Consider the following 21135-nt stretch of genomic DNA (forward strand, 5'->3'; position numbering starts at 1 on the left):
TATTTCTATTTGTTGACCCGAATCTCGGGTCTTTTTTTTATGAAATGAATTGCTATATGTCAGTGATTAGAAAAATAGAATATATAGCACTTGCAGTAATTCCAGGGGTAATATAAAGGGATATAGCATCTCCTCTTGCAACTGGGTTTCCAGTTGTAATACTAGTCCAAGTTACAGTAGCGGAACCTACTGCTGGAGTAGGATTAAATACTTGAATTTGTCCTACTCCGCTATCCGTTGGTTTAATGGAAAATACCATAGTTCTGGTGTTTCCGTTAGAACTGCTGTTGCGTCTGCCGTCGCAACTAAAGCAATTAAGTGGTACATATACGTTCTCCTTTCTATATTTTGAAAATCTAGTATTTAATGAGATGAGAAAATCATCTGTTTTCTTAATAAAATCATCTGGTTGCACAGTAAATGTAGCAGATTGATAGTTTGGTAACCATTGTACGCCAATCGTTCGTACATCTGCCTGTTTTCCAGCAAGTATGTCAGCATCACTATCCCCAATAAAAATTGCTTCGTTTGCATTTACATTTAATGTATTTAATACAAGAAGAATACCTTCAGGGTCAGGTTTTGGCTTCATTACATCATCTCCAGCTACTATACAGTCGAAGAAAGAAACTAATCCTAATGCTTTTAGAGTAATATCCAGGCTTCTTTTTGCTTTTCCAGTTACGATAGCTAACTGAAACCCTTGTTTTTTTAAATGTATTAAAAGGTCTACTATTTCATGATTTCGCTTTACGTAATCATGATGCTTTTCTTCATAACATTCATAGTATCTTTCAACTGCTACTTCTTTTTCTTCAGAAAGTAAGTTCTCATGAATAATACCAACTTCACTTGGACCAAACATAGAAAGAATCTCTGCTTCAGTAATTTCTTTATTATCAAATTGCCAAAAAACGTTTTGAAACGAGTAATAACATAAAGGTAAAGTATCAGCTAGTGTGCCATCAAAATCAAAAATAATTGTACGTAGCATTTTCTCACTTCCGTTTTAAGTTATTTTAAGGTTTATTTAAGTGATTTTGTTGTGATATACTTAAAATAACTTAAAATCACTTAAAAGTAAATGAAAATGGGTGAGAGTATGAATCAAGAGGAACGTTTAATAAAAATAATGGATTATTTGAATGAACATAGGACGATGAGTTTGAAGATGATGTGTGAGCTATTTCAAGTTTCCAGAGATACAGCAAGAAGAGATATTGTAAAGTTAACAAATGAAACAACAATAATACGAACTCATGGTGGTGTAGCTTTATCATCTTTCCACCGTAAAATATCGGATTATGTAAATCGTGAGGAAAAAGAAATTGAATATAAGATATCTATTGGAAAGCAAGCTGCTTCTTTTGTAGGAGATAATGAAATTATTTATCTTGATGTTTCAACAACTGTTAACTGTATGGCTTCATTTTTGACAGCAAGTAATATAACGGTTGTTACAAATTCAATTGATACAGTAAATCATTTAATGGATATGGAGAATGTAAATATTCATATTTTGGGTGGAGAATTAAATAAACACTCACGTTATATGGCGGGTTTTTCTGCAATGGAGAAACTAAAAGATTATCATTTTGATAAAGTTTTTATTGGATCACCCGGCCTTACAGAAGATGGTGTTTATTATGCGTATGAGGAAGATATTCATTTTAAGCGTCAAATTGTTAAACAAACGAATGGAGTGTTTTTACTTGCCGATGAGACAAAAATGAATCAACGTCAAAACTTTAAGGCACTGTCATTAGAATCAATAGATACAATTATTACGAATGATGTTATTCCCGGCAATTTAGAAAGAGTAGTGAAAGAATATGGAATTGAGCTAATCACTGGAGTGAAGTAAAGGGGGACGCAAAAATGAAGGGAATTATATTTGATATTGACGGAACAATGTTAGATACGGAAAAAGCAGTTTTATATTCATTACAGAGAACGTTGCGAGATGAAGGGATGAATTATTCATTAGAAAAGCTACATTTTGCATTAGGTATTCCTGGTATGGCTGCGTTACAAGAAATTGGTGTGGAAAATATGAAAGCAGTTCATGAGAAATGGATACGTAATATGGCAGATTTTAAGAATGAAATTACAGTATTTAAAGGAATTGCGGAAGTGATTGAAATAGTATCTTCATATAAGATTCGAACAGGTATTGTTACTTCAAAAACACGCCAAGAGTTTATCAATGATTTCAAGCCATTTGGATTACATTCATATTTTGAACACTCTATTTGTGTAGAAGATACAATAAAACATAAACCACATCCAGAGCCACTTGTGACATGTCTAAAAAGATTGAATATAGATGCACAAGAAGCGATATACATAGGTGATTCAGTATATGACTTACAATGCGCAAAACAAGCGGGAGCAAAATTTGGTTTAGCCCTGTGGGGAGCGAAAACAAGGAAAGGATTCGAGGTGGCTGATTATATTTTTCAAACGCCTCATGAAATTTTAAGTTTAGTAAAAAGAGATAGCTAAATTAGCTATCTCTTTAAAAATTTATAGCCACCATTTCTCCTGCGGAAGCAAAATAACATCCACATCAAAATTTTCTTTAAACCAATCATACATCAATGTCTCTTTCACTAAATATTCAGAGGCAGAGTGTGACACACCAATTAGAGACATATTCGTTTCTTTTACATAATCCATAATGAGCGAGTATTTATGTCGGCCGTAATCATTGTCGATATGGCAATGGATTTCTCCTGTAATATATGCTTCAGCACCTTTTTCTTCTGCTTCCTTCATTAAAGATACAACATCGCCACACCCAGCGATAATTGCGATTTTTTTAATGGAATCATGTCGTTTACCTTCGAAGTCTGTGTAAGGAATCTGGAAGAGTTGTTTTAGATGTTTTTGGAGTGCTTCTGTTGATGTTTCATCTATTTCACAAATAAGACCAATTGGTTCTTGTTCTGGACCTCCATATGCAAAGTCGTCCACTACAGTAGCGTTTAATGCTTTTGCAATTGAAATACTCGTTCCATGCGTTTGATGAAAATCCATTGGTACATGACATGTATATATAGAAAGTTGTTTTTCTTTTATTCCTTGCAAATATTTTTCAGGAATTGGTATGAAACCGCGACCTGATCTTCCAAGCGGATCACCACACTCCATTACAAGGGGATGGTGCATAAAGAGTAAATCACCAGGTGTGGATTGTGAAATGAATGTTTCAAGAACGTCATCTGTAGGGAATACAGCTAAAAATACTTTGTTTACATTTTCAGATCCGTGCATCATAAGGCCGTTAAATAAATCTACAAAATTTGCTTCGAAAAATTGTTGCCAAGGAAATTTGATAGGATCATATACGGCTGGGATAAATCGACTAAAGGCACTATCTTTTCCGTATTTTTCAATTTGGAATAAGTGATTGAGTGATTGCTCTATTTTTTTTAAGGCTGGCATGTTTGATAATCCTCCTTAAGATGATTTTTGCTTTATGAGTTGTTTGTATTCTTCGTAGTAAAATAAGAAGCGGATAGGTAACAAATAAAACCTAGAATCCAGCCGATAGAAGGAGAATAGGGAAGTACATGCTGTAACAGTATTCCGCTAGAAATGAAGAAACTACCCAATAGACCTAATAACATAGGATATCGTTGTAGTTTGAACACGGATAGTAAACCTCCTTTCTCCTGCATGAACTATTCATAAAAGCTAGATTGCTGAAACTTTATCACATACATTGTATATTAGTCTTAATTTTCTGTATATAACTTTTAAGAAAAATGGTGATACAATATATGAATGATAAGAGAAGAGAGGATGAAGATTAACGTATGTACGTTACTGTAACAGAAGCAGCATATAAAAAGATTATGGATACGATTCCAAGTGAAGCGAAATATATAAAGTTATTTTACGATAATGAAGGTTGCGGTTGTGTTATGAGCGGAATTATCGATTTAGTAGCTGTAGCAGAGAAAGATGAGCGCGATGTGGATATTGAATCAAGCACAATGAACTTTATCGCTGATCGTACAAAGCTTGTATTTATGGATGATAAGTTAACTGTTGATTGGCATGAAGGTGGAGGAACTTTTCAGTTAAAGAGCCCAAGCCAGTTTTATAATCCAAATATGAAGTTACACGTTCGAATATAGTAAAGGAAAGGTGATTCCAAAATGTATTTTGGAATCACCTTTTTTATTTTATAAGTCGCTATTATTGTCGATTTTTGTTGATAAGTCGATATATTGAAAAAATCGCTGATATAAATGGAGTTGCGCCGATATATTCAGAAAATCGCTGATATAATTTCATTTACCAAAACGTTTCAATAGTAAAAAGATTTTTTCACATAATGAAATGTACATGTGATTGAATTTTCTGTATAATCTTCTTTGCGGAGGGGATACGCATGAGAAGATGGGGAATTGAGTTGTTAATTTTAAGTGTTGTTATTATTTGGGGGATTAACTATACAATTGCGAAGTATGGACTTTTAGAATTTACAGCAATTGAGTTTACTGCACTTCGCATGATGGCGGCGGCACCGCTTCTGTTACTCCTTACCTTTTTTATTGAAAAGTCGGTTTATATGGAGCGAAAGGATATACCTAGATTAATTATCGTTAGCATTGTAGGTATTGTACTGTATCAAACGTTATTTATGGAAACTGTCAAATATACATCTGCTACAAATGCCTCTTTACTCATTTCTATTTCACCTATTTTTACAACTGCATTTGCGATTTTCTTGAAACAAGAAAATTTTTCTTCTCGAAAGTTAATCGGTTCTATGACTGCCTTTGTTGGTGCAGCATTAGTTTTAGTAGCAGGACATTCTCTTACTAGTTCTTTTTATGGCAATGGAATTGGACTTATTACATCAATATGCTGGGGGCTTTATCCTGTTTTAGCAGGACCATTAATTAAAAAATATTCAGCATTACGTGTTACAGCATGGTCTGCATTAGTGGGTGCGATTCCGCTATTATTGTTAAGTGGTCCACATGTGTTTGTCATGCCATTTCACATTACTCACGGAATGACACTATTTGCTTTACTATATTCTATTTTCTTTGTAACAGTATTTGGTCTAGTAATGTGGTATGTTGGTGTTCAAAAAATTGGGGCGTCACATACGATGGTATATATGTATATAACGCCGCTTGTAGCTGTTCTATTTGCAGCTGTCTGGGCAAATGAATATGTATCGTTTCAACAAATCATCGGTGGAATTATCATTTTTGTCGGTCTATGGTTTGTGAAATCGGAGAAAGTAAAAGTTCATTCTATTGCAGGGGAACCTATATCAAAATAGGAAAACAGATCACCTATGATCTGCTTTCCTATTTTTTTATTTTTGGTAAGAAGATGAGAAATAAGATAGCAGTAATAAGTGGAATTAAGTTTAAAAATGGAATACGGAAGAGTGTAATAAGAATAATACCTGGAAGAAGAACACCGAGGACAGCGTAAAAAATGCTATGGTTTTTCGTGTACCAATACAATGAAAGTCCAATAAGTGCAGGGATAATGAGGTGAATGAGAGCCATTAAAAAATAAATCATTAGACGCCCCCTTTATTTGTGTGCTTATTACATCATATCCGTATGTTCATAGATTGATATCATTTTTTTCATAAATGGACGAAAAAAGTTTGAAAAACCGTCACAAAATATGAGAATATGATGTTTGAAATCTTGTATAATATTATTTCCTAAAAATATTTAAACAACATAAACATACTGTTTATGTTGTTTTTAATTTGAATGAAATGGATGTAAGGAATATGAATTTGAAAGAAATTTTTTGTTGGATAGATAAGAACGAATGAAGAGAGGTACAGCATGATTAGTATGTCACTAAGATCATTTAAAATCCAATCGTATTATATACTAGGTATTTTGTTACTAGGTTGGATGTTAACACCTTTTTCGGCACATTTTTTAGGCGCTGGAATTGGGCTTATTGTAAGTATGTATTGCGTTTGGCTTTTAGGGAGAAGAATTGAGAAGCTTGGAGATAGTATTGTAAAGAAGACGAAAGCACCGACACTCGGTATGTTTAACCGTTTTGCAGCTGCCATTTTGGGTGCTATTATTATGTACGAAATTGAGCACCACATGGTTATGTGGGCATTTGCAGTAGGGATTATGGGTGGTTATTTCTTAATCGTTGTTAATTTAGGATACTATAGCATGAAAGATGAGAAAGAACTAACAAAGAGCTAAAAAAGATAAAAGACTTCTTTTTAGATGGAATAGATGATCCAGCCACGGATAGAAGCGGTCAGGACCTTTTTTGCTCCCATGTGGTGTGAAACCAGAGAGATGTAGCGAGTAGGGATATAATGTATAAATTTGCAGCTGTAATTTTATAATCTAAGTCACAGATGAAGAGATTAGCGCTTCACTTTATATAAGATATAGAAAGAAGCTTACGTTTTCACGTAAGCTTCTTTTTTATGTAAGTGTGTATAAACCGTTAAGCCGCATTGGGTTTTGTCGGTGAGTACGCGAAACTTTACGGTTACACGACACTTATTCATATGAGTAAAGGGTTATTTCAACAGAAAGTTTTAATTTAAGCGATTGGACCGCCTAAGTTAATAATGTCTTCAGATACGCTGTCGAACTTTTTGAAGTTAGCTTTGAATTCATTTGCAAGTTCGATTGCTTTTGCTTTGTAAGCAGCTTTATCAGCCCAAGTTTGTTCAGGCATTAACACTTCGTCAGGTACACCTGGTACGTGAAGTGGAACTTCAAGACCAAAGATGTCATGTTTAGCTGTTTCAGTTTTCGCAAGTTCACCGTTTAATGCAGCTTGAATCATTGCACGAGTGTAACCTAAGTTCATACGTTTACCAACGCCGTATTCGCCACCAGTCCAGCCAGTGTTTACTAAGAATACTTTCGCATCGTGTTTCTCAATTTTTTCACCAAGCATTTCAGCATAGCGAGATGCATCAAGTGGTAAGAATGGTGAACCGAAGCAAGTTGAGAATGTTGCTTGCGGAGATGTAACACCGCGCTCTGTTCCTGCTAGTTTACTAGTGTAACCACTTAAGAAATGATACATAGCTTGTTCTTTTGATAACTTACTGATTGGAGGCAATACGCCAGATGCATCAGCAGTTAAGAAAATGATTGTATTTGGGTGTCCAGCAACACTTGGCAGTACGATATTGTCGATCGCATGCATAGGGTATGCAGCACGAGTATTTTCTGTTAAAGTAGTATCGTTATAGTCTGCGATACGCGTTTGGTCATTAATGATAACGTTTTCTAAAACAGATCCAAATGTGATTGCATCGAAAATTTGTGGTTCTTTCTCGTGAGAAAGGTTTACACATTTCGCGTAGCAACCGCCTTCAATATTGAATACACCGTTATCAGACCAACCGTGCTCATCATCACCAATTAATTTACGGTTTGGATCAGCAGATAATGTTGTTTTACCTGTTCCAGATAAACCGAAGAATAATGCTACATCGCCTTCTTCACCTACGTTTGCAGAACAGTGCATAGAAAGAATATCTTGTTCAGGTAATAAGAAGTTCATAATAGAGAAGATTGATTTTTTCATTTCTCCAGCGTATTCTGTACCACCAATTAATACGATGCGTTTTTCGAATGAAACCATAATGAATGCTTCAGAGTTTGTACCGTCAACAGCTGGATCAGCTTTGAAATTCGGTGCAGAAACAATTGTGAACTCTGATTCATGAGTCGTTAATTCTTCTTCAGTTGGACGAATGAATAATTGATGTACAAATAAATTGTGCCATGCATATTCGTTAATAACTTGAATTGGTAGGCGGTAATTGCGGTCAGCGCCTGCAAATCCTTTGAAGACGAATAACTCTTCTTTTTCTTTTAAGTATTCTAAAACTTTAGTATATAATTTATTAAAATGTTCTTCAGAAATCGGTTGGTTCACAGCTCCCCAAGCAATTTTGTCAGCAACCGATGCTTCTTTCACAATAAATTTATCTTTAGGAGAACGTCCTGTATATTTTCCTGTTGAAGCAGAAACGGCACCAGTAGAAGTTAATTTCCCTTCATTTCGCATTAATACTTTTTCCACTAATTGCGGAACACTTAGTTGAATCTGTGCATTGCTTCCGTTCAATAATTCGTGTAAACCAATTTGGACATTCACAGTACTCATATTTATATACCATCCTTTTCATTTAATGAAATATTTCTCGTAATCCCCAACAAGAGTATAACACAATTATATAAATAATGTATACTATTTATTTCTTTTTGTTTGTGTGAATGCATTATTTCCTTATTAATATTTCATTTCAGGCGTATTGAGAAAAACTTTCAGGAAAATGTGAATATTAATTGACAAATGAATATCATTTCTTTAGTATAGGTTGGGACGGATACTCTCTTATCCCGAGCTGGCGGAGGGACAGGCCCGATGAAGCCCAGCAACCTCACTTGTATTGATAAATGCAGGTGAATAGGTGCTAAAACCTGTGCGAGGCTACAGGTCTCGAACGATAAGAGCGAAGGGCAAAAAGCAGTATGCAAGTAGCAAATTAAACCTTTCCTCTATGTAAAGTAGGAAAGGTTTTTCTGTATGCTTGTGTGGGAGAATAAATGTATGTCGCAGTTTGTGGCAAATTAAGGATGAGTTCCGTACAATATATACAATTACTGTAGGGAGGTTTACCACATGACAAAAAAACGTCATCTGTTCACATCTGAGTCTGTAACTGAAGGACATCCAGATAAAATTTGTGACCAAATTTCTGATTCAATTTTAGATGCGATCTTATCAAAAGACGCAAATGCACGTGTAGCTTGTGAAACAACTGTAACAACTGGTTTAGTATTGGTAGCGGGGGAAATTACGACTTCTACTTACGTAGATATTCCGAAAATCGTTCGTGAAACAATTCAAGGCATTGGTTACACACGCGCAAAATACGGATTCGATGCAGAAACTTGTGCTGTTTTAACATCTATCGATGAGCAGTCTGCTGACATCGCTATGGGTGTTGACCAAGCGCTAGAAGCACGCGAAGGTCAAATGACTGACGCTGAGATTGAGGCGATTGGTGCAGGAGACCAAGGTTTAATGTTTGGTTTTGCATGTAATGAAACACAAGAATTAATGCCACTTCCAATCTCGCTTGCTCACAAATTAGCTCGCCGTTTAACTGAAGTACGTAAAGATGATACATTATCATACTTACGTCCAGATGGAAAAACGCAAGTTACAGTTGAGTATGATGAAAATGGTAAACCAGTACGTGTTGATACTATCGTAATTTCTACACAACATCACCCAGATGTTACATGGGAAGAAATCGATCGCGATTTAAAAGAGCACGTAATTAAAGCTGTAGTACCAGCAGAATTAATGGATGAAGAAACGAAATTCTTCATTAATCCAACTGGCCGCTTCGTAATTGGTGGACCACAAGGTGATGCTGGTTTAACAGGACGTAAAATCATCGTTGATACTTACGGTGGATACGCTCGCCACGGTGGCGGTGCATTCTCTGGTAAAGATGCAACGAAAGTTGACCGTTCTGCAGCATATGCAGCTCGTTATGTTGCGAAAAACATCGTAGCAGCTGGTCTTGCTGAAAAAGCAGAAGTACAACTTGCATACGCAATCGGTGTAGCACAACCAGTATCAATTTCAGTTGATACATTCGGCACTGGTAAAGTATCTGAAGACGTACTAGTAGAACTAGTTCGTAACAACTTCGATCTTCGCCCAGCTGGTATTATTAAAATGTTAGACTTACGTCGCCCAATTTACAAACAAACAGCAGCTTACGGCCACTTCGGACGTACTGATGTAGATCTATCATGGGAACGTACAGACAAAGCTGCAGCTTTAAAAGAGCAAGCTGGTCTATAATATATGAAAAAAAGCTTTGCGCGGTGAGCGCAAAGCTTTTTTTATTTATAATTACGTTGGAATAAAGCGAAGAGTTCAATGTCATGCCAAGTGCCGTTGCGGAATATAGCTTCTTTACAAGTTCCTTCATGTTGAAAACCAAGTGATTTATATAATTTAACTGCTCTATCGTTAAAAGAAAATACTCGTAAAGAAAGGCGATGTAAATTTAATTCTAAAAATGCATAATCCAATAATAGGGTTAAAGCTTCCTGCCCATAACCTTGTCCCCAGTAATCCTTTTTACCAATATCAATAATGCATTCAGCGTTTCGATTATACGAATCAATATGAATTAAAGAAGTAATACCAATTGGAAGATGCGTAGCTTTTTCTTCAATGATATAGCTCTTAGAGTTCGAAGAATGAATAAATTGCTGGCAAAGTTTTTCTGTGTCTTGAAAGGAATATTTATCAAGAGTAAGTGTAGTTGAACTCATAACGTCTATATCATTATGCCATTTATAATATGTTAGAATATCATCTTCGGAAAACTTTCGTAACTGGATACGGTTGGACTCAAACAATGTAAACACCCCTTTTGTATTTACTGGTTTTTATTCATTATCTCAACACACGAACTACAATAAATTTGTCCTTCTAATTCAATATACTTTTTCATATTCGTCATGCCATTCGCCGGAAAGGGCATATGAATCCACGCTTTTTCATACGTTTGTATTTCTGTTTTACATGATTTACAAAAGATTGATTTCTTTCTGAACATATGTAATCAACCTTTCATTTGACGTGCTTTACTTGCGCAAAAGGCACTACTTAGTAAAAATAGTGTCGCAAATATAATGCTTACTAATGTAGCGTATGGAATTGCGCCTTTTAAGGAAAAGCCGACAGTGATTGAAGCGATGAATAAGAGGATAAATGTTGTTGTTAATTTTTTATAAAGTTCCATACTATGTAGACCTCCAATTTATTTTTTAGTACAAGTTTTAAAATTGAATTCTATTATGTAGAAAATATAAAGAGTAGCTAAAGATGTGTAGTCTAGGAGTATAAGAAAGTACACTTTCCTTTTTGTGGGTTAGTATACTTATATTGTATCATGCCGCATGAGTGGCTTCATACATAATTGTGTAAAGGTATGTATGATAAAATGAAGAAAAGTCTTTAAGAAAGGAAAGATAAAAAATGAGTGTAACTGAACATAAAAAGCAAGCTCCAAAAGAAGTGCGTTGCAAGATTGTTACGATTTCCGATACACGTACGGAAGAAACAGATAAGAGCGGACAACTATTACATGAATTGTTAAAAGAAGCGGGACATAAAGTAACTTCTTATGAAATTGTAAAAGATGATAAAGAAAGTATTCAGCAAGCAGTGTTAGCTGGTTATCATAAGGGAGATGTAGATGTTGTATTAACAAATGGCGGTACTGGTATTACGAAACGCGATGTTACAATTGAAGCAGTATCAGCGTTATTAGATAAAGAAATTGTTGGATTTGGTGAGCTGTTCCGTATGATTAGTTATTTAGAAGATATCGGAAGCAGCGCAATGTTAAGTAGAGCGATTGGTGGTACAATTGGGCGCAAAGTAGTCTTCTCGATGCCAGGGTCTAGCGGAGCGGTTCGACTTGCGATGAATAAATTAATTTTACCGGAATTAGGCCATATTACGTTTGAGCTGCATCGCCAATGAGGAAGTGTGCTGGAATTGTATTAGCGGGCGGTATGTCGAGTAGATTTGGTGAGCCGAAAGCGTTAGCAATTTGGAAGGGAACTACTTTTGTTGAGCATATTGTGAAAGTGATGGGAACTACTTTGCAAGACATTGTAGTAATTAGCCATACTGATATAAAAGAGCGAGTAGAGCAATTCGTACAAGTTCCTGTTATAGAAGATATCCCGCACTATAAAGGAAATGGACCGCTTGCCGGCATTGTATCAGGTATGGAATACATAGAAGCAGATTGGTACGCTATTATGCCTTGCGATGCACCAAACGTTTCGCATGAATGGTTTATCATTTTATTAGAGCAAACGAGTAATGAATATGATGCGGTTGTACCTATTATTAATGGAAGAAAACAACCGTTACTTGCAGCGTATCACAACCGCGTGAAAGAAAAGATTTATGCTTTACTTCAGGAAGAAAAAAGAAGTATGGGCCAGCTTTTATCACAATGTAATGTGAAGTATGTTTCTGGAGAAGATGTACAAGCGAATGCGGATTGGTTTATAAATGTAAATACGAAAGAAGAATATGTGCAGGCTCAAAAAGACCTTTCAAATGAATGAAAGGTTTTTGGATATACAGAATTGGGGAACAATTGCTGTATAAAGGTATGTGAGTAAGTTGATTTTAAGGGGAATTCTTAAAATCATTATACAGTTTAAAATACTGTATAACCATATATTTATTTTTATGGTTTTTTATTACAAGTCTGTTTAGTTATGTTTATTTTTGATATAATTAATATAGAAATAAAACAATGTTTAACCTTATGTATCATTTATTAAACTAAAATTTATAACCATGTAATAAACTCCCTTCGTTTTTTTGAAGGGAGTTTTTCTATTTAAGCAAGCAACTCTGATGCGTTATGCTGCAGGACTTCTTCATATTGGTTAAGCAAACCGTGAAAGATCTCATCCCAGCTCTTTGATTTCGCAAAAGATGAAGCTGCTATTCCCATCTGCTCAAGTTTTTCTTCATTTTGTAATAAAAAATAAATGGATGATAGAAATGCATCTTCATTTTTAGGCGGACAAAGAACTCCCGTTTTTCCATCTGTAATAATATTTTTAACCCCGCCACTATTTGCACCAATGACAGGTGTACCGCATGCGAGTGATTCAAGTACGACATTTCCGAATGTTTCAGTAGCTGATGGAAACACCATTATGTTAGAACAAGCATATGCTTCAGCTAAATCTGTACTTTGTAAATAGCCAGTAAAAGTGATATTTGTTTTCGGAACAGCTTCACGTAAACTTGTTGCTAGAGGACCATCTCCTGCAATGAGCCAATGAATATCGTTTCGAGTATGTGCTGTTTTAACGATAAGGTGTTGCAGCGTATCAATATCTTTTTCAGGAGCAATTCGTCCAACATAGGAAAGGACATACTTCGCTGTAATATTATATTTTTTTCGGAATAGGTCTGTATTGTAAGCAGGATGAAAGAGTGTGCAATCTACACCACGTCCCCATATAGAGAGGGTCTGAAAGCCTTTGTTTTTTAATTGATGTAATGTTTCAAAGGAAGGTACAAAATTTTTTTGCATATGACTATGAAACCATTTTAAATAGTTCCACAGCATATTGGAGAGGAATTCGATTTTGTAATAACGTAAATAGGCATCGAAATCAGTATGATAAGAACCGACAACTGGGATGTTTAACTTTTTTGCATAATACAATCCACAAAGTCCCATGTTGAAAGGTGTGGCAATGTGAATAATGTCAGGTTTAAAGGAAAGTAGTTCTCGTTTAATGCGCGGAGTAGGAAAAGAAAAACGACATTCTGGATATAATATTGTTAATGGGATACTTCTCATCTTATTCACATTCGCTACAAAATTATCTTCAGCTGTATGCTGAGGAGCGAAAACAGAATAGGCGATCTGTTCTTTCTGAAAATATTGTGTTAATCGCTCTAACGTTTTCGCAACCCCGTTAACTTGTGGCGTAAAAGTATCGGTAAAAATGGCGACTCTCATCATATCACTCCTTTATGTGAAAAGTGGGATGAATTGATAAAAAGAGATGATGCCAGAGCAAGTGCCAAGGCACATACCGACGAATACATCTGACGGATAGTGAAGTCCTAAATAAATACGTGAAATACCGACGCATAATGCTAACGGTAATAGGAAAGCAAGTAAGCTTGGATTATAGCAAATAAATGGAATGAAGACAGAGAAAACGGCTGTTGTATGACCAGACGGGAAAGAGTGGTCTTTTAATGGATGGACTGGATATTTTGCATCCTGAATTGTTAAATAAGGACGTTTTCGCGGATACCACCTTTTTAATATTTGCACAGGAATATGGCTAATTGCTAACGAAATAGCAGTTGCAATTGCAGCTTGATGCAAAGTTCCCTTTGCGAAAATTAAAAAGAAAAGTGTGAGTGCGATGGAGAAAGTCGCGCCACCGATATGAGTAATATTGCTGAAAAAGATATTTAATGTTTTTTGATCAAAGTAGCGGTTAATTCCTCTGAAAATGTAACATTCTATTTTATATAATCCACTGACCTTCATGAAAATTCTCCTCCCTCATCTACATATATATGGAGATATTAGCTTTTATTTTAATAAGATTTTGTTGAGGGAGTAATAATGTTTTGTAAAGAAAAAGTTAGATTTTATATAAAAAAAGCTGCCAATCTTATGGCAGCGGAAATTTACTTCTGTAATGATTTATAATATTGACCTTTTTCAACGTATTGCGTGCGAATACGCTCCATATCTTTACGGTCTTCTTCTGTTAATTCACGAATGACTTTCGCGGGACGACCGAAAGCTAACGTGTTCGGCGGAATTTTCTTTCCTTGTGAAACGAGGCTTCCAGCGCCGATAAAAGCTCCTTCGCCAATTTCAGCACCATCTAATATAATAGATCCCATTCCAATTAAAGCATCTTTCTTAATATGGCAACTATGTAAAATGACTTGATGCCCAATTGTTACGTCGTTTTCTAAAATAAGAGGATACTGCGGGCTTTGGTGAAGTGTACATTGGTCTTGTACATTTACTCGGTCTCCAATGATTGTCGGTGACACATCACCACGGATGACTGTATTAAACCAAATACTTGATTCCTCGCCAACGGAAACATCGCCTGTAATCGTAACATAGTCAGCGATAAAAGCACTACTCGCAATTTTCGGTTTTTTTTCTTTGTAAGGATATATCATGTAAAGTCTTCCTTTCCTAGAGACTAGTTTTAGTGTATCAAATTATGAGAAAGAGTGAAATGGAGGAGAGCCGTATGTGGAATTATGAAGCGGAGGAAGCAAAAGCTGTCATTGTTATTGTGCACGGCGCAATGGAATATCACGGACGTTACGAAGCAGTTGCGGAAATGTGGAATCATATCGGCTACCACGTCGTGATGGGGGATCTTCCGTCACATGGAACGACTTCAAGGAATAGAGGACATATTGATTCATTTGATGAATACATAGAGGAAGTTAAATTATGGGTGAAAGAAGCAAGAAAGTATAGGTTACCTATTTTTCTATTCGGTCATAGTATGGGTGGTCTTATTGTCATTCGTATGATGCAAGAAACGAAGAGAGAAGATGTAGAAGGTGTTATTTTGAGTTCGCCTTGTTTAGGGGTAGTGACTGGACCCTCTGCTCCGCTTCAATTTGCTTCAAAAATATTAAATGTTGTGGCTCCAAAATTGCAATTTGCAACGAATCTTACGGTGGAAATGTCAACACGTAACCATGAAGTAAGAGATGCAATGGAGAATGATTCTTTGTTCTTGCGCAAAGTATCAGTACGTTGGTATAGTGAATTGATCAAGTCTATCGAAATTGCTCATAAAAAAATAGATGATTTTCCAGATGTTCCGCTCTTGCTAATGCAAGCTTGTGAGGATAAACTTGTAGATAAAACACGTGTCCGCACTTGGTTTGATAATGTTAAAATAAGTGATAAGGCTTTTAAAGAATGGCCGAATTGTTATCACGAGCTATTAAATGAGTATGAGCGTGATGAAATTTTGAGTTATATTCAGTCATTTACTGAAATGCATGTCAATAATATAGTAAAAACAAACAAATAAATCATTATTTGTACATTTAATAGAGGAGATGAAGGAAGAAGTGAACGTACCGAGTAATCCCATAACGCTCATGGCGAAAGTATACCGTGATGTGTTTCCGGTTGTACACCATGAGCTAGCGATGTGGAAAGAGCGTGCCTACCATATTCCGAATGATGAGCTTCATAGTCAGGCAATCGCAAGTATTGAGCATAAAACGTTTCATTGCGAGGGCGGTGGCATTTTAGCTCTGCTAGCAAATGAACACCGAGAAGAATGTATTCGTTTTATCGTAGCGTATCAAACGATCAGCGACTATTTAGATAATTTATGTGATCGCAGTACATCACTTGATCCAAATGATTTTGCCGCACTGCATGAATCGATGTTAATGGCATTATCACCTGAAGTAGAAGGCGGCGGTAATTATTATCGTTATCGTGATGATCAAGATGATGGTGGTTATTTAGATGAACTTGTTGAAACATGCCAAGATGTTTTAAAGAAAACGAAGCACTATGACAAAATTGCTCCTGTTCTTCATGAACTTGCTTGTTATTATTGTGATTTACAAATTCATAAACATGTAAAATTAGAAGAAAGAGAACCACGATTACAAAAGTGGTTTGAAGCGCATAAAGAAAACTTACCAGAGATGAGTTGGTTTGAATTTTCAGCATGTGCCGGTTCTACACTTGGAATCTTCTGTCTTGTCGCATATGCCTTTCATGATGAATTACATGATGAAGATATTGCGAAAATTAGACAAGGATACTTCCCTTACGTACAAGGGCTTCATATCTTACTTGATTATTTCATTGATCAAGAAGAAGACCGTATAGGCGGAGATTTGAATTTCTGTAGTTATTACGAAAACGAGCAAGCAATATTAGATCGGATGAAACATTTTGTAGAAGAAGCGGAGAAGAGTATTGGTGATTTGCCTCATGCGAAGTTTCATCGCCTTATAAGCCGAGGGTTACTTGGTATTTATTTATCAGATCAAAAAGTATCAGCACAAAAGAATATGCACAAAATGGCACGGCGCATTGTAAAGTACGGAGGCCTCACTTCACGATTCTTCTATTGGAACGGGAAGATGTACCGAAAGAAAACAGCGCAGTGATGAAGAAAACCACTCATGTAGAGTGGTTTTCTTTTCATTATGATTGTATTTTTGAAAATACATATATAAGAAGTTCAATCGCAAAAATCACTAATACAGATAATCCAAATAAAGGCATGACAGCGCCCAGTATAACCATCATGATAAAGAAAACGAATATACTGTTCTTATCTCTTTGTTTTGGAGGTGCTGCTAATTTTCCTTTCGGCTTTCTTGCTAACCACATTTTTACCCCGTAATAAATAAGAAGTAGTAGAGATAATGTCGTTAGTAAGCATAATATTTTATTTGGCCATCCAAATAAATGTCCTTCATGAAGCGGGATGCCGTAAGTGAACCATTGTGCAAGTAATCCATAATCACGATAGTCCGTTTTTGAAATGAGTTCCCCGCTATATTGGTCAAAGTAAGCTGTTATCTCTTCATTTGGTGCAACATGCATACCTGTAATACCAGAACCGCTCGATTTCGAAACAGTGAATACACCTTTCGGATCAGCTGGTAGTGAGATAACGTATGGCTTCTTTATTTCAATTCCTTTTTGTAATTCATCGACAGAAATTGTTTTTGGCTTACTCGAATTCGATTCAGGAGGAGCTTCTTTTCTTGTTGCCCATGGCAATTCTTTTACCTTTGATTCAGGCGGTGCCATATACAACTTTGGATATCCAATCGATTCATTCGACGATGCGATTTTATAAATTTGGTTACCCATAAATCCTGACCATGGCAATCCAGATGCGACTAACAAAACGAGTGGAATTGTAAATATAATACCGATAATAGAATGACGTCTTTTTGCTTTTTCTCGCTTATTGGATGATGGTGTGTTTTTGAATTGGCGTATACTCATGTACAATCCGGTTACGATTAAAAAGATTGTCCAGCATGCCGCGAGTTCTACAGTATAGTTGACGACAGTGCCACCGATTAAAAGAGAACTATGTAATTCCCTCATTATATTCGCAAACGTTTCACTTGCGTTTTGATCTCCAACAATTTGATTATTACTATCTAAATACACATATTTTTGTTGTCCAGTATACTCATTTGCAATCGTAAGTCTCGTATTATAATCCCCATTAAACTCACTAATTTTCGCCACGCTATAATGTGGATATTTTTTCTCTGTTAAGGAAATAGAATCAGACATCGAAATAGATTCTGTTTGAGCACTCTTCCCAAAATATAAATCTTTATAGATGAAATCTTCAACTTCCTCCCGAAATAAATACCCAATTCCGCTCAGTGACAACGTAATAAGAAGTGGCGTAATAAAAAGCCCAGCATAAAAATGCCAACGCCAAAAAATGTAATGAAGCGAACGATTTACTTTCATACTTTCAGTTCCCCTAACCTTCCCTATATGAATAACTACTTATTTAATATAGCGAGATTAAGTGTGATTACTTTGAAAGAATTGTGAAGAAAGTTAAAAGTTTGTGGGATTTTTATTAAACAGAAAACACATTTTAGAAGGAGTGTTTTTTATGTTTATGAAGATATCTTTATATTTGATAAGTACGTCCTAACAACCGCTTTCGCAAGACATTGAGAAGAATCAACAAAATCCTCACTAGCCACAACATTCAAATCAGTACATGCGATAATTGCGTTATCTACTTCATCCTTCAATTGCACAACGAGTGCGCTCCATAATTTGCGAGCTTCTTCAACTTCTCCGCTTTTAATATACGTAATAATTTGATTAATCATCCTTTGCCATTTTTCATAATGAATGTATTCTATATTCCGTTTTGCAATCCCGTCTTGATAAATACCAGCTTGAACTGTCGCTTCCGTTGCAAGAAGAGCGACTCTTTTTGCAGTTTCAGGAATTGCTTTTAACGTTTCGTCAACTATATTTAAAATTGGGATAGAAAGAGAACGCTGTAATTCTTCAAAATAAAGATGTGCCGTATTGCACGGCATAGCGATAAAGCTTGCGCCAGTACTTTCGAGTTTTTGTGCCCCGTCAATAATCGCTTTTTTCATCGCTTCGTGATCAATAGGGCGATCTATGTAAAACGGTGTTGGGCATGAATAAATCATCATATGGGGAAAGTCCATATCATGCTTTGCTCCGTATATTGTTTGACACCCTGCTACAACTGTATCGACGAATGGTCCAGTTGATTTTGGACCCATTCCTGCTAGTATTCCGATCATTGTCTCGTCTCCTTTAAGAATGTTTATATCCATTATATAGGAGAATAAAAAAAGACGTGCAGTGAATGCACGTCTTTTTTTGTTATGTTTTGTCGAACAATCGATGTAATTGAAAAATCGTTGATATATTACTCCGCATTATTAACGGGCAGTAAAACTTCCACCTTAAAATTCGGCTGGAGCAAAGAAGTTAGTTGGGAGATAAACTGCCCATAAATGCCCGATTGGTTCAACTAATAATCAGTGGGGATTCCCCCCACTGATTAAAGTTTCACTTTATCGTTTCTCAATCGCCACAATAAATGGCGGGTTATTTTGCTGGTTAATGAAGCCATATCGCAGTACGTGAGCTTGTTTTTGGTCTAGTTCTTCTGCAAATTTGAGAACAGCGTCGCGTTCTACTTGTCCTTCTGGGTGTCCGTGGTAAATGACGAGGACGATGATACCTTCAGGTGCCATTACTTCTAGTAATTGTTCAATTGCCGAAATTGTTGAGTTCGGTTTTGTAACGATATGCTTGTCACCGCCAGGAAGGTAACCTAAGTTGAAGATAGCGCCTGTTACTTTTCCTTTTGCGTCTTCTGGTAGTACGGATAGAAGTGTATCGTGACTATCGTGAACTAAAACAGTACGTTCAAAAAGTTCTTTTTCTTTTAGACGAGTTGTTGAGCTTTCAATCGCTTCTTTTTGAATATCAAATCCAAATACTTTTCCGCTATCCCCAACAATTTCAGCTAGGAAGCAAGTGTCATGACCATTTCCAAGTGTTGCATCTACAGCGTAGTCGCCTTCTTTAACAGCCGTTTGCAGCAGTGTGCGAGCAAACGGTAATACACGTTCTAATTTCATTGTTGTTTCTCCTCATTTGCATATTTTCCTTGCCAGCTTCCGCGGCGTACAAATTCTGCATCGATGGAATTTAATACTTCCCATTTATTTAAGCTCCACATTGGACCAATCATTAAATCAGGTGGGCCGTCACCTGTGATACGGTGCACAATTACGTCTTCTGGAATAATTTCAAGTTGGTCAACAACAAGACTTACGTAATCCTCAAGAGAAAGGAATTCGAGTTGTCCTTTTTCATATTGCTTCACCATTGGCGTTCCTTTTAATAAGTGAAGTAAGTGGATTTTAATTCCTTGTACGTCAAGTTTCGCTACTTCACGAGCTGTTTCCATCATCATGTCGTAATCTTCAAGTGGAAGACCGTTAATAATATGAGAGCAAACTTTAATGCCGTGCTTACGTAATTTATTTACGCCTTCCACGTAAGACGGATAATCGTGAGCGCGATTAATAAGGTTTGCAGTTCGTTCGTGGACAGTTTGTAAACCGAGTTCAACCCAAAGGTATGTGCGTTTATTTAAGTCCGCTAAATATTCAACAACATCATCTGGTAAACAATCTGGACGAGTTGCGATAGAAAGACCGACAACGTCTTTTTCTGCTAGAAGCGGTTCGAATTTTTCTTTTAACACTTCAAGTGGTGCATGTGTATTTGTGTACGCTTGGAAATAAGCGATACATTTGCCATCTTTCCACTTTGAACGCATTTTTTCTTTCATTTCATGATATTGTGTTATAACATCATCGCGGCGATCACCAGCGAAGTCGCCAGATCCGGCAGCGCTACAAAATGTACAGCCACCGTAAGCAACTGTACCGTCACGGTTTGGACAATCGAAGCCAGCATCTAATGAAACTTTAAAGATTTTTTCACCAAATTCATTTCGTAAATGGTAATTCCATGTATGATAACGTTTATTGTCGTTTGTATATGGAAAAGGGTTTTGAACCTTCATTATTTTCCCTCCTAAGCCGAGTCAAAATGAAACAAAATCCATTATAACATACTCATAAGGTAGAGATGGAAGGGACACACTAAAGGGGAATTGAAGCAAGGAGGGACAATTATGGCAGAGCGTCAATCACTTGAATCGTATATTACACAAGCGGAACAAGCGGTGGAATATGCAAAAGAACAATTAGAACAAGGCATGAGACAAGAGCATTACAATACGATGGAGTATTCAGATGCACAGTTACAATTAGAACAAGCGTATAACGATTTACAAACGATGCAACAACATGCGAATGATGAGCAACGTGAACAATTAAATAGAGCACGTATGGCAATTCGCCAATTGCAACATCAAATGATTATTACACCGCACTAAG

The 21135-nt window shown here is 36.2% G+C and carries 26 protein-coding genes and 1 riboswitch; of the genes, 11 read left to right on the top strand and 15 right to left on the bottom strand.

Translation table 11 applies throughout. The annotated features are described in order from the left end of the window. Nucleotides 1–52: 52 nt before the first annotated feature. Nucleotides 53–994, bottom strand: coding sequence for an HAD family hydrolase (locus ACTFR8_RS08865; RefSeq protein ID WP_234483390.1), 942 nt, complete (start codon nt 992–994; stop codon nt 53–55). A 108-nt stretch (nt 995–1102) separates the two neighbouring features. Here ACTFR8_RS08865 and ACTFR8_RS08870 point away from each other — a divergent pair, with 108 nt between their 5' ends. Further along, nucleotides 1103–1864: a DeoR/GlpR family DNA-binding transcription regulator gene (locus ACTFR8_RS08870; RefSeq protein ID WP_015382478.1), complete on the top strand. Its 762-nt coding sequence runs from the start codon at nt 1103–1105 to the stop codon at nt 1862–1864. Nucleotides 1865–1878: 14 nt separating this feature from the next. Beyond that, nucleotides 1879–2505 carry an HAD family hydrolase gene (locus tag ACTFR8_RS08875; RefSeq protein ID WP_000676033.1) on the top strand — a complete coding sequence of 209 codons (627 nt, stop codon included), beginning with the start codon at nt 1879–1881 and terminating at the stop codon, nt 2503–2505. A gap of 21 nt (nt 2506–2526) precedes the next feature. On the opposite strand, the gene ACTFR8_RS08880 is transcribed toward ACTFR8_RS08875, so the two are convergent. Together ACTFR8_RS08880 and ACTFR8_RS08885 are read right to left on the bottom strand one after the other, a co-directional pair. Beyond that, nucleotides 2527–3447, bottom strand: coding sequence for a Nif3-like dinuclear metal center hexameric protein (locus ACTFR8_RS08880; protein WP_001111132.1), 921 nt, complete (start codon nt 3445–3447; stop codon nt 2527–2529). Nucleotides 3448–3479: 32 nt separating this feature from the next. Continuing rightward, nucleotides 3480–3656 carry a hypothetical protein gene (locus ACTFR8_RS08885; RefSeq protein WP_033685738.1) on the bottom strand — a complete coding sequence of 59 codons (177 nt, stop codon included), beginning with the start codon at nt 3654–3656 and terminating at the stop codon, nt 3480–3482. A 165-nt stretch (nt 3657–3821) separates the two neighbouring features. On the opposite strand from ACTFR8_RS08885, the gene ACTFR8_RS08890 reads away from it, so the two are divergent. Continuing rightward, complete coding sequence (locus ACTFR8_RS08890) at nt 3822–4145, top strand: iron-sulfur cluster biosynthesis family protein (RefSeq protein WP_000289569.1); 324 nt, start codon at nt 3822–3824, stop codon at nt 4143–4145. A 257-nt stretch (nt 4146–4402) separates the two neighbouring features. Continuing rightward, nucleotides 4403–5308, top strand: coding sequence for a DMT family transporter (locus tag ACTFR8_RS08895; protein ID WP_050822140.1), 906 nt, complete (start codon nt 4403–4405; stop codon nt 5306–5308). 28 nt (nt 5309–5336) lie between these two features. Here the strand turns inward: ACTFR8_RS08895 and ACTFR8_RS08900 are convergent, their stop codons facing one another. Next, complete coding sequence (locus ACTFR8_RS08900) at nt 5337–5558, bottom strand: hypothetical protein (RefSeq protein WP_000639042.1); 222 nt, start codon at nt 5556–5558, stop codon at nt 5337–5339. A 279-nt stretch (nt 5559–5837) separates the two neighbouring features. Between ACTFR8_RS08900 and ACTFR8_RS08905 the strand changes: the two genes are divergently transcribed. Continuing rightward, complete coding sequence (locus ACTFR8_RS08905) at nt 5838–6221, top strand: ATP synthase subunit I (RefSeq protein WP_000624926.1); 384 nt, start codon at nt 5838–5840, stop codon at nt 6219–6221. Nucleotides 6222–6573: 352 nt separating this feature from the next. Here ACTFR8_RS08905 and pckA read toward each other — a convergent pair whose 3' ends face one another. After that, nucleotides 6574–8160 (bottom strand): phosphoenolpyruvate carboxykinase (ATP), encoded by a 1587-nt coding sequence (gene pckA, locus ACTFR8_RS08910; protein WP_000108802.1) that lies wholly within the window; start codon nt 8158–8160, stop codon nt 6574–6576. Between the two features lie 228 nt (nt 8161–8388). Continuing rightward, a riboswitch (SAM riboswitch) is annotated at nt 8389–8510 on the top strand. Nucleotides 8511–8679: 169 nt separating this feature from the next. On the opposite strand from pckA, the gene metK reads away from it, so the two are divergent. Further along, nucleotides 8680–9879 (top strand): methionine adenosyltransferase, encoded by a 1200-nt coding sequence (gene metK, locus ACTFR8_RS08915; RefSeq protein WP_074596457.1) that lies wholly within the window; start codon nt 8680–8682, stop codon nt 9877–9879. Nucleotides 9880–9920: 41 nt separating this feature from the next. Here metK and ACTFR8_RS08920 read toward each other — a convergent pair whose 3' ends face one another. From ACTFR8_RS08920 to ACTFR8_RS08930, 3 genes are read right to left on the bottom strand one after another with little or no spacing between them, the layout of a single operon-like run. Further along, the gene (locus tag ACTFR8_RS08920) at nt 9921–10445 is read right to left on the bottom strand and encodes a GNAT family N-acetyltransferase (RefSeq protein ID WP_000464119.1); all 525 of its coding nucleotides are present in this window, start codon (nt 10443–10445) and stop codon (nt 9921–9923) included. A gap of 20 nt (nt 10446–10465) precedes the next feature. Next, a complete protein-coding gene (locus ACTFR8_RS08925) occupies nt 10466–10645 on the bottom strand; it encodes a hypothetical protein (protein WP_000488709.1) in 180 nt (59 codons plus the stop codon). A 6-nt stretch (nt 10646–10651) separates the two neighbouring features. Continuing rightward, complete coding sequence (locus ACTFR8_RS08930; protein WP_000424800.1) at nt 10652–10831, bottom strand: hypothetical protein; 180 nt, start codon at nt 10829–10831, stop codon at nt 10652–10654. Nucleotides 10832–11067: 236 nt separating this feature from the next. On the opposite strand from ACTFR8_RS08930, the gene ACTFR8_RS08935 reads away from it, so the two are divergent. Both ACTFR8_RS08935 and ACTFR8_RS08940 read left to right on the top strand, forming a co-directional pair. Further along, the gene (locus ACTFR8_RS08935; RefSeq protein WP_000117128.1) at nt 11068–11577 is read left to right on the top strand and encodes a MogA/MoaB family molybdenum cofactor biosynthesis protein; all 510 of its coding nucleotides are present in this window, start codon (nt 11068–11070) and stop codon (nt 11575–11577) included. Beyond that, the gene (locus tag ACTFR8_RS08940; protein WP_098300188.1) at nt 11574–12176 is read left to right on the top strand and encodes a molybdenum cofactor guanylyltransferase; all 603 of its coding nucleotides are present in this window, start codon (nt 11574–11576) and stop codon (nt 12174–12176) included. The genes ACTFR8_RS08935 and ACTFR8_RS08940 overlap by 4 nt, the downstream gene beginning before the upstream one ends. 281 nt (nt 12177–12457) lie before the next feature. Here ACTFR8_RS08940 and ACTFR8_RS08945 read toward each other — a convergent pair whose 3' ends face one another. From ACTFR8_RS08945 to ACTFR8_RS08955, 3 genes are all read right to left on the bottom strand, one after another. After that, complete coding sequence (locus tag ACTFR8_RS08945) at nt 12458–13600, bottom strand: glycosyltransferase family 4 protein (protein WP_074596461.1); 1143 nt, start codon at nt 13598–13600, stop codon at nt 12458–12460. Nucleotides 13601–13612: 12 nt separating this feature from the next. Continuing rightward, nucleotides 13613–14146, bottom strand: coding sequence for a phosphatase PAP2 family protein (locus ACTFR8_RS08950; RefSeq protein WP_000868592.1), 534 nt, complete (start codon nt 14144–14146; stop codon nt 13613–13615). Between the two features lie 143 nt (nt 14147–14289). Further along, nucleotides 14290–14802 carry a gamma carbonic anhydrase gene (locus ACTFR8_RS08955; RefSeq protein WP_000640186.1) on the bottom strand — a complete coding sequence of 171 codons (513 nt, stop codon included), beginning with the start codon at nt 14800–14802 and terminating at the stop codon, nt 14290–14292. Between the two features lie 74 nt (nt 14803–14876). Between ACTFR8_RS08955 and ACTFR8_RS08960 the strand changes: the two genes are divergently transcribed. Beyond that, entirely contained in the window at nt 14877–15680 is an 804-nt protein-coding gene (locus ACTFR8_RS08960) for an alpha/beta hydrolase (protein WP_000267425.1), read from the top strand. A 40-nt stretch (nt 15681–15720) separates the two neighbouring features. After that, the gene (locus ACTFR8_RS08965; protein ID WP_001102467.1) at nt 15721–16785 is read left to right on the top strand and encodes a tetraprenyl-beta-curcumene synthase family protein; all 1065 of its coding nucleotides are present in this window, start codon (nt 15721–15723) and stop codon (nt 16783–16785) included. A gap of 37 nt (nt 16786–16822) precedes the next feature. Here the strand turns inward: ACTFR8_RS08965 and ACTFR8_RS08970 are convergent, their stop codons facing one another. From ACTFR8_RS08970 to ACTFR8_RS08985, 4 genes are all read right to left on the bottom strand, one after another. Further along, entirely contained in the window at nt 16823–18124 is a 1302-nt protein-coding gene (locus ACTFR8_RS08970) for a PepSY-associated TM helix domain-containing protein (RefSeq protein WP_000867821.1), read from the bottom strand. A 155-nt stretch (nt 18125–18279) separates the two neighbouring features. Continuing rightward, nucleotides 18280–18954: an aspartate/glutamate racemase family protein gene (locus tag ACTFR8_RS08975; RefSeq protein WP_100619474.1), complete on the bottom strand. Its 675-nt coding sequence runs from the start codon at nt 18952–18954 to the stop codon at nt 18280–18282. 276 nt (nt 18955–19230) lie between these two features. Further along, nucleotides 19231–19803, bottom strand: coding sequence for a class I SAM-dependent methyltransferase (locus ACTFR8_RS08980; protein WP_000764497.1), 573 nt, complete (start codon nt 19801–19803; stop codon nt 19231–19233). Beyond that, entirely contained in the window at nt 19800–20759 is a 960-nt protein-coding gene (locus tag ACTFR8_RS08985) for a TIGR01212 family radical SAM protein (protein ID WP_000868030.1), read from the bottom strand. The genes ACTFR8_RS08980 and ACTFR8_RS08985 overlap by 4 nt, the downstream gene beginning before the upstream one ends. A 111-nt stretch (nt 20760–20870) precedes the next feature. Here ACTFR8_RS08985 and ACTFR8_RS08990 point away from each other — a divergent pair, with 111 nt between their 5' ends. Continuing rightward, complete coding sequence (locus ACTFR8_RS08990) at nt 20871–21134, top strand: YtzC family protein (RefSeq protein ID WP_000840871.1); 264 nt, start codon at nt 20871–20873, stop codon at nt 21132–21134. Nucleotide 21135: the final 1 nt, after the last annotated feature.

Origin of the sequence: Bacillus cereus group sp. MYBK15-3 (assembly GCF_051916765.1) — a bacterium.
GTDB classification, from domain to species: Bacteria; Bacillota; Bacilli; order Bacillales; family Bacillaceae_G; genus Bacillus_A; species Bacillus_A cereus.

Coding starts and splice junctions, on each gene's coding strand:
- ACTFR8_RS08875 (WP_000676033.1), top strand. CDS start 1,879: ATGAAGGGAATTATATTTGATATTGACGGAACAATGTTAGATACGGAA.
- ACTFR8_RS08975 (WP_100619474.1), bottom strand. CDS start 18,954: ATGATCGGAATACTAGCAGGAATGGGTCCAAAATCAACTGGACCATTC.
- pckA (WP_000108802.1), bottom strand. CDS start 8,160: ATGAGTACTGTGAATGTCCAAATTGGTTTACACGAATTATTGAACGGA.
- ACTFR8_RS08980 (WP_000764497.1), bottom strand. CDS start 19,803: ATGAAATTAGAACGTGTATTACCGTTTGCTCGCACACTGCTGCAAACG.
- ACTFR8_RS08930 (WP_000424800.1), bottom strand. CDS start 10,831: ATGGAACTTTATAAAAAATTAACAACAACATTTATCCTCTTATTCATC.
- ACTFR8_RS08900 (WP_000639042.1), bottom strand. CDS start 5,558: ATGATTTATTTTTTAATGGCTCTCATTCACCTCATTATCCCTGCACTT.
- metK (WP_074596457.1), top strand. CDS start 8,680: ATGACAAAAAAACGTCATCTGTTCACATCTGAGTCTGTAACTGAAGGA.
- ACTFR8_RS08945 (WP_074596461.1), bottom strand. CDS start 13,600: ATGAGAGTCGCCATTTTTACCGATACTTTTACGCCACAAGTTAACGGG.
- ACTFR8_RS08925 (WP_000488709.1), bottom strand. CDS start 10,645: ATGTTCAGAAAGAAATCAATCTTTTGTAAATCATGTAAAACAGAAATA.
- ACTFR8_RS08865 (WP_234483390.1), bottom strand. CDS start 994: ATGCTACGTACAATTATTTTTGATTTTGATGGCACACTAGCTGATACT.
- ACTFR8_RS08970 (WP_000867821.1), bottom strand. CDS start 18,124: ATGAAAGTAAATCGTTCGCTTCATTACATTTTTTGGCGTTGGCATTTT.
- ACTFR8_RS08940 (WP_098300188.1), top strand. CDS start 11,574: ATGAGGAAGTGTGCTGGAATTGTATTAGCGGGCGGTATGTCGAGTAGA.
- ACTFR8_RS08935 (WP_000117128.1), top strand. CDS start 11,068: ATGAGTGTAACTGAACATAAAAAGCAAGCTCCAAAAGAAGTGCGTTGC.
- ACTFR8_RS08950 (WP_000868592.1), bottom strand. CDS start 14,146: ATGAAGGTCAGTGGATTATATAAAATAGAATGTTACATTTTCAGAGGA.
- ACTFR8_RS08955 (WP_000640186.1), bottom strand. CDS start 14,802: ATGATATATCCTTACAAAGAAAAAAAACCGAAAATTGCGAGTAGTGCT.
- ACTFR8_RS08895 (WP_050822140.1), top strand. CDS start 4,403: ATGAGAAGATGGGGAATTGAGTTGTTAATTTTAAGTGTTGTTATTATT.
- ACTFR8_RS08985 (WP_000868030.1), bottom strand. CDS start 20,759: ATGAAGGTTCAAAACCCTTTTCCATATACAAACGACAATAAACGTTAT.
- ACTFR8_RS08990 (WP_000840871.1), top strand. CDS start 20,871: ATGGCAGAGCGTCAATCACTTGAATCGTATATTACACAAGCGGAACAA.
- ACTFR8_RS08960 (WP_000267425.1), top strand. CDS start 14,877: ATGTGGAATTATGAAGCGGAGGAAGCAAAAGCTGTCATTGTTATTGTG.
- ACTFR8_RS08905 (WP_000624926.1), top strand. CDS start 5,838: ATGATTAGTATGTCACTAAGATCATTTAAAATCCAATCGTATTATATA.
- ACTFR8_RS08890 (WP_000289569.1), top strand. CDS start 3,822: ATGTACGTTACTGTAACAGAAGCAGCATATAAAAAGATTATGGATACG.
- ACTFR8_RS08870 (WP_015382478.1), top strand. CDS start 1,103: ATGAATCAAGAGGAACGTTTAATAAAAATAATGGATTATTTGAATGAA.
- ACTFR8_RS08880 (WP_001111132.1), bottom strand. CDS start 3,447: ATGCCAGCCTTAAAAAAAATAGAGCAATCACTCAATCACTTATTCCAA.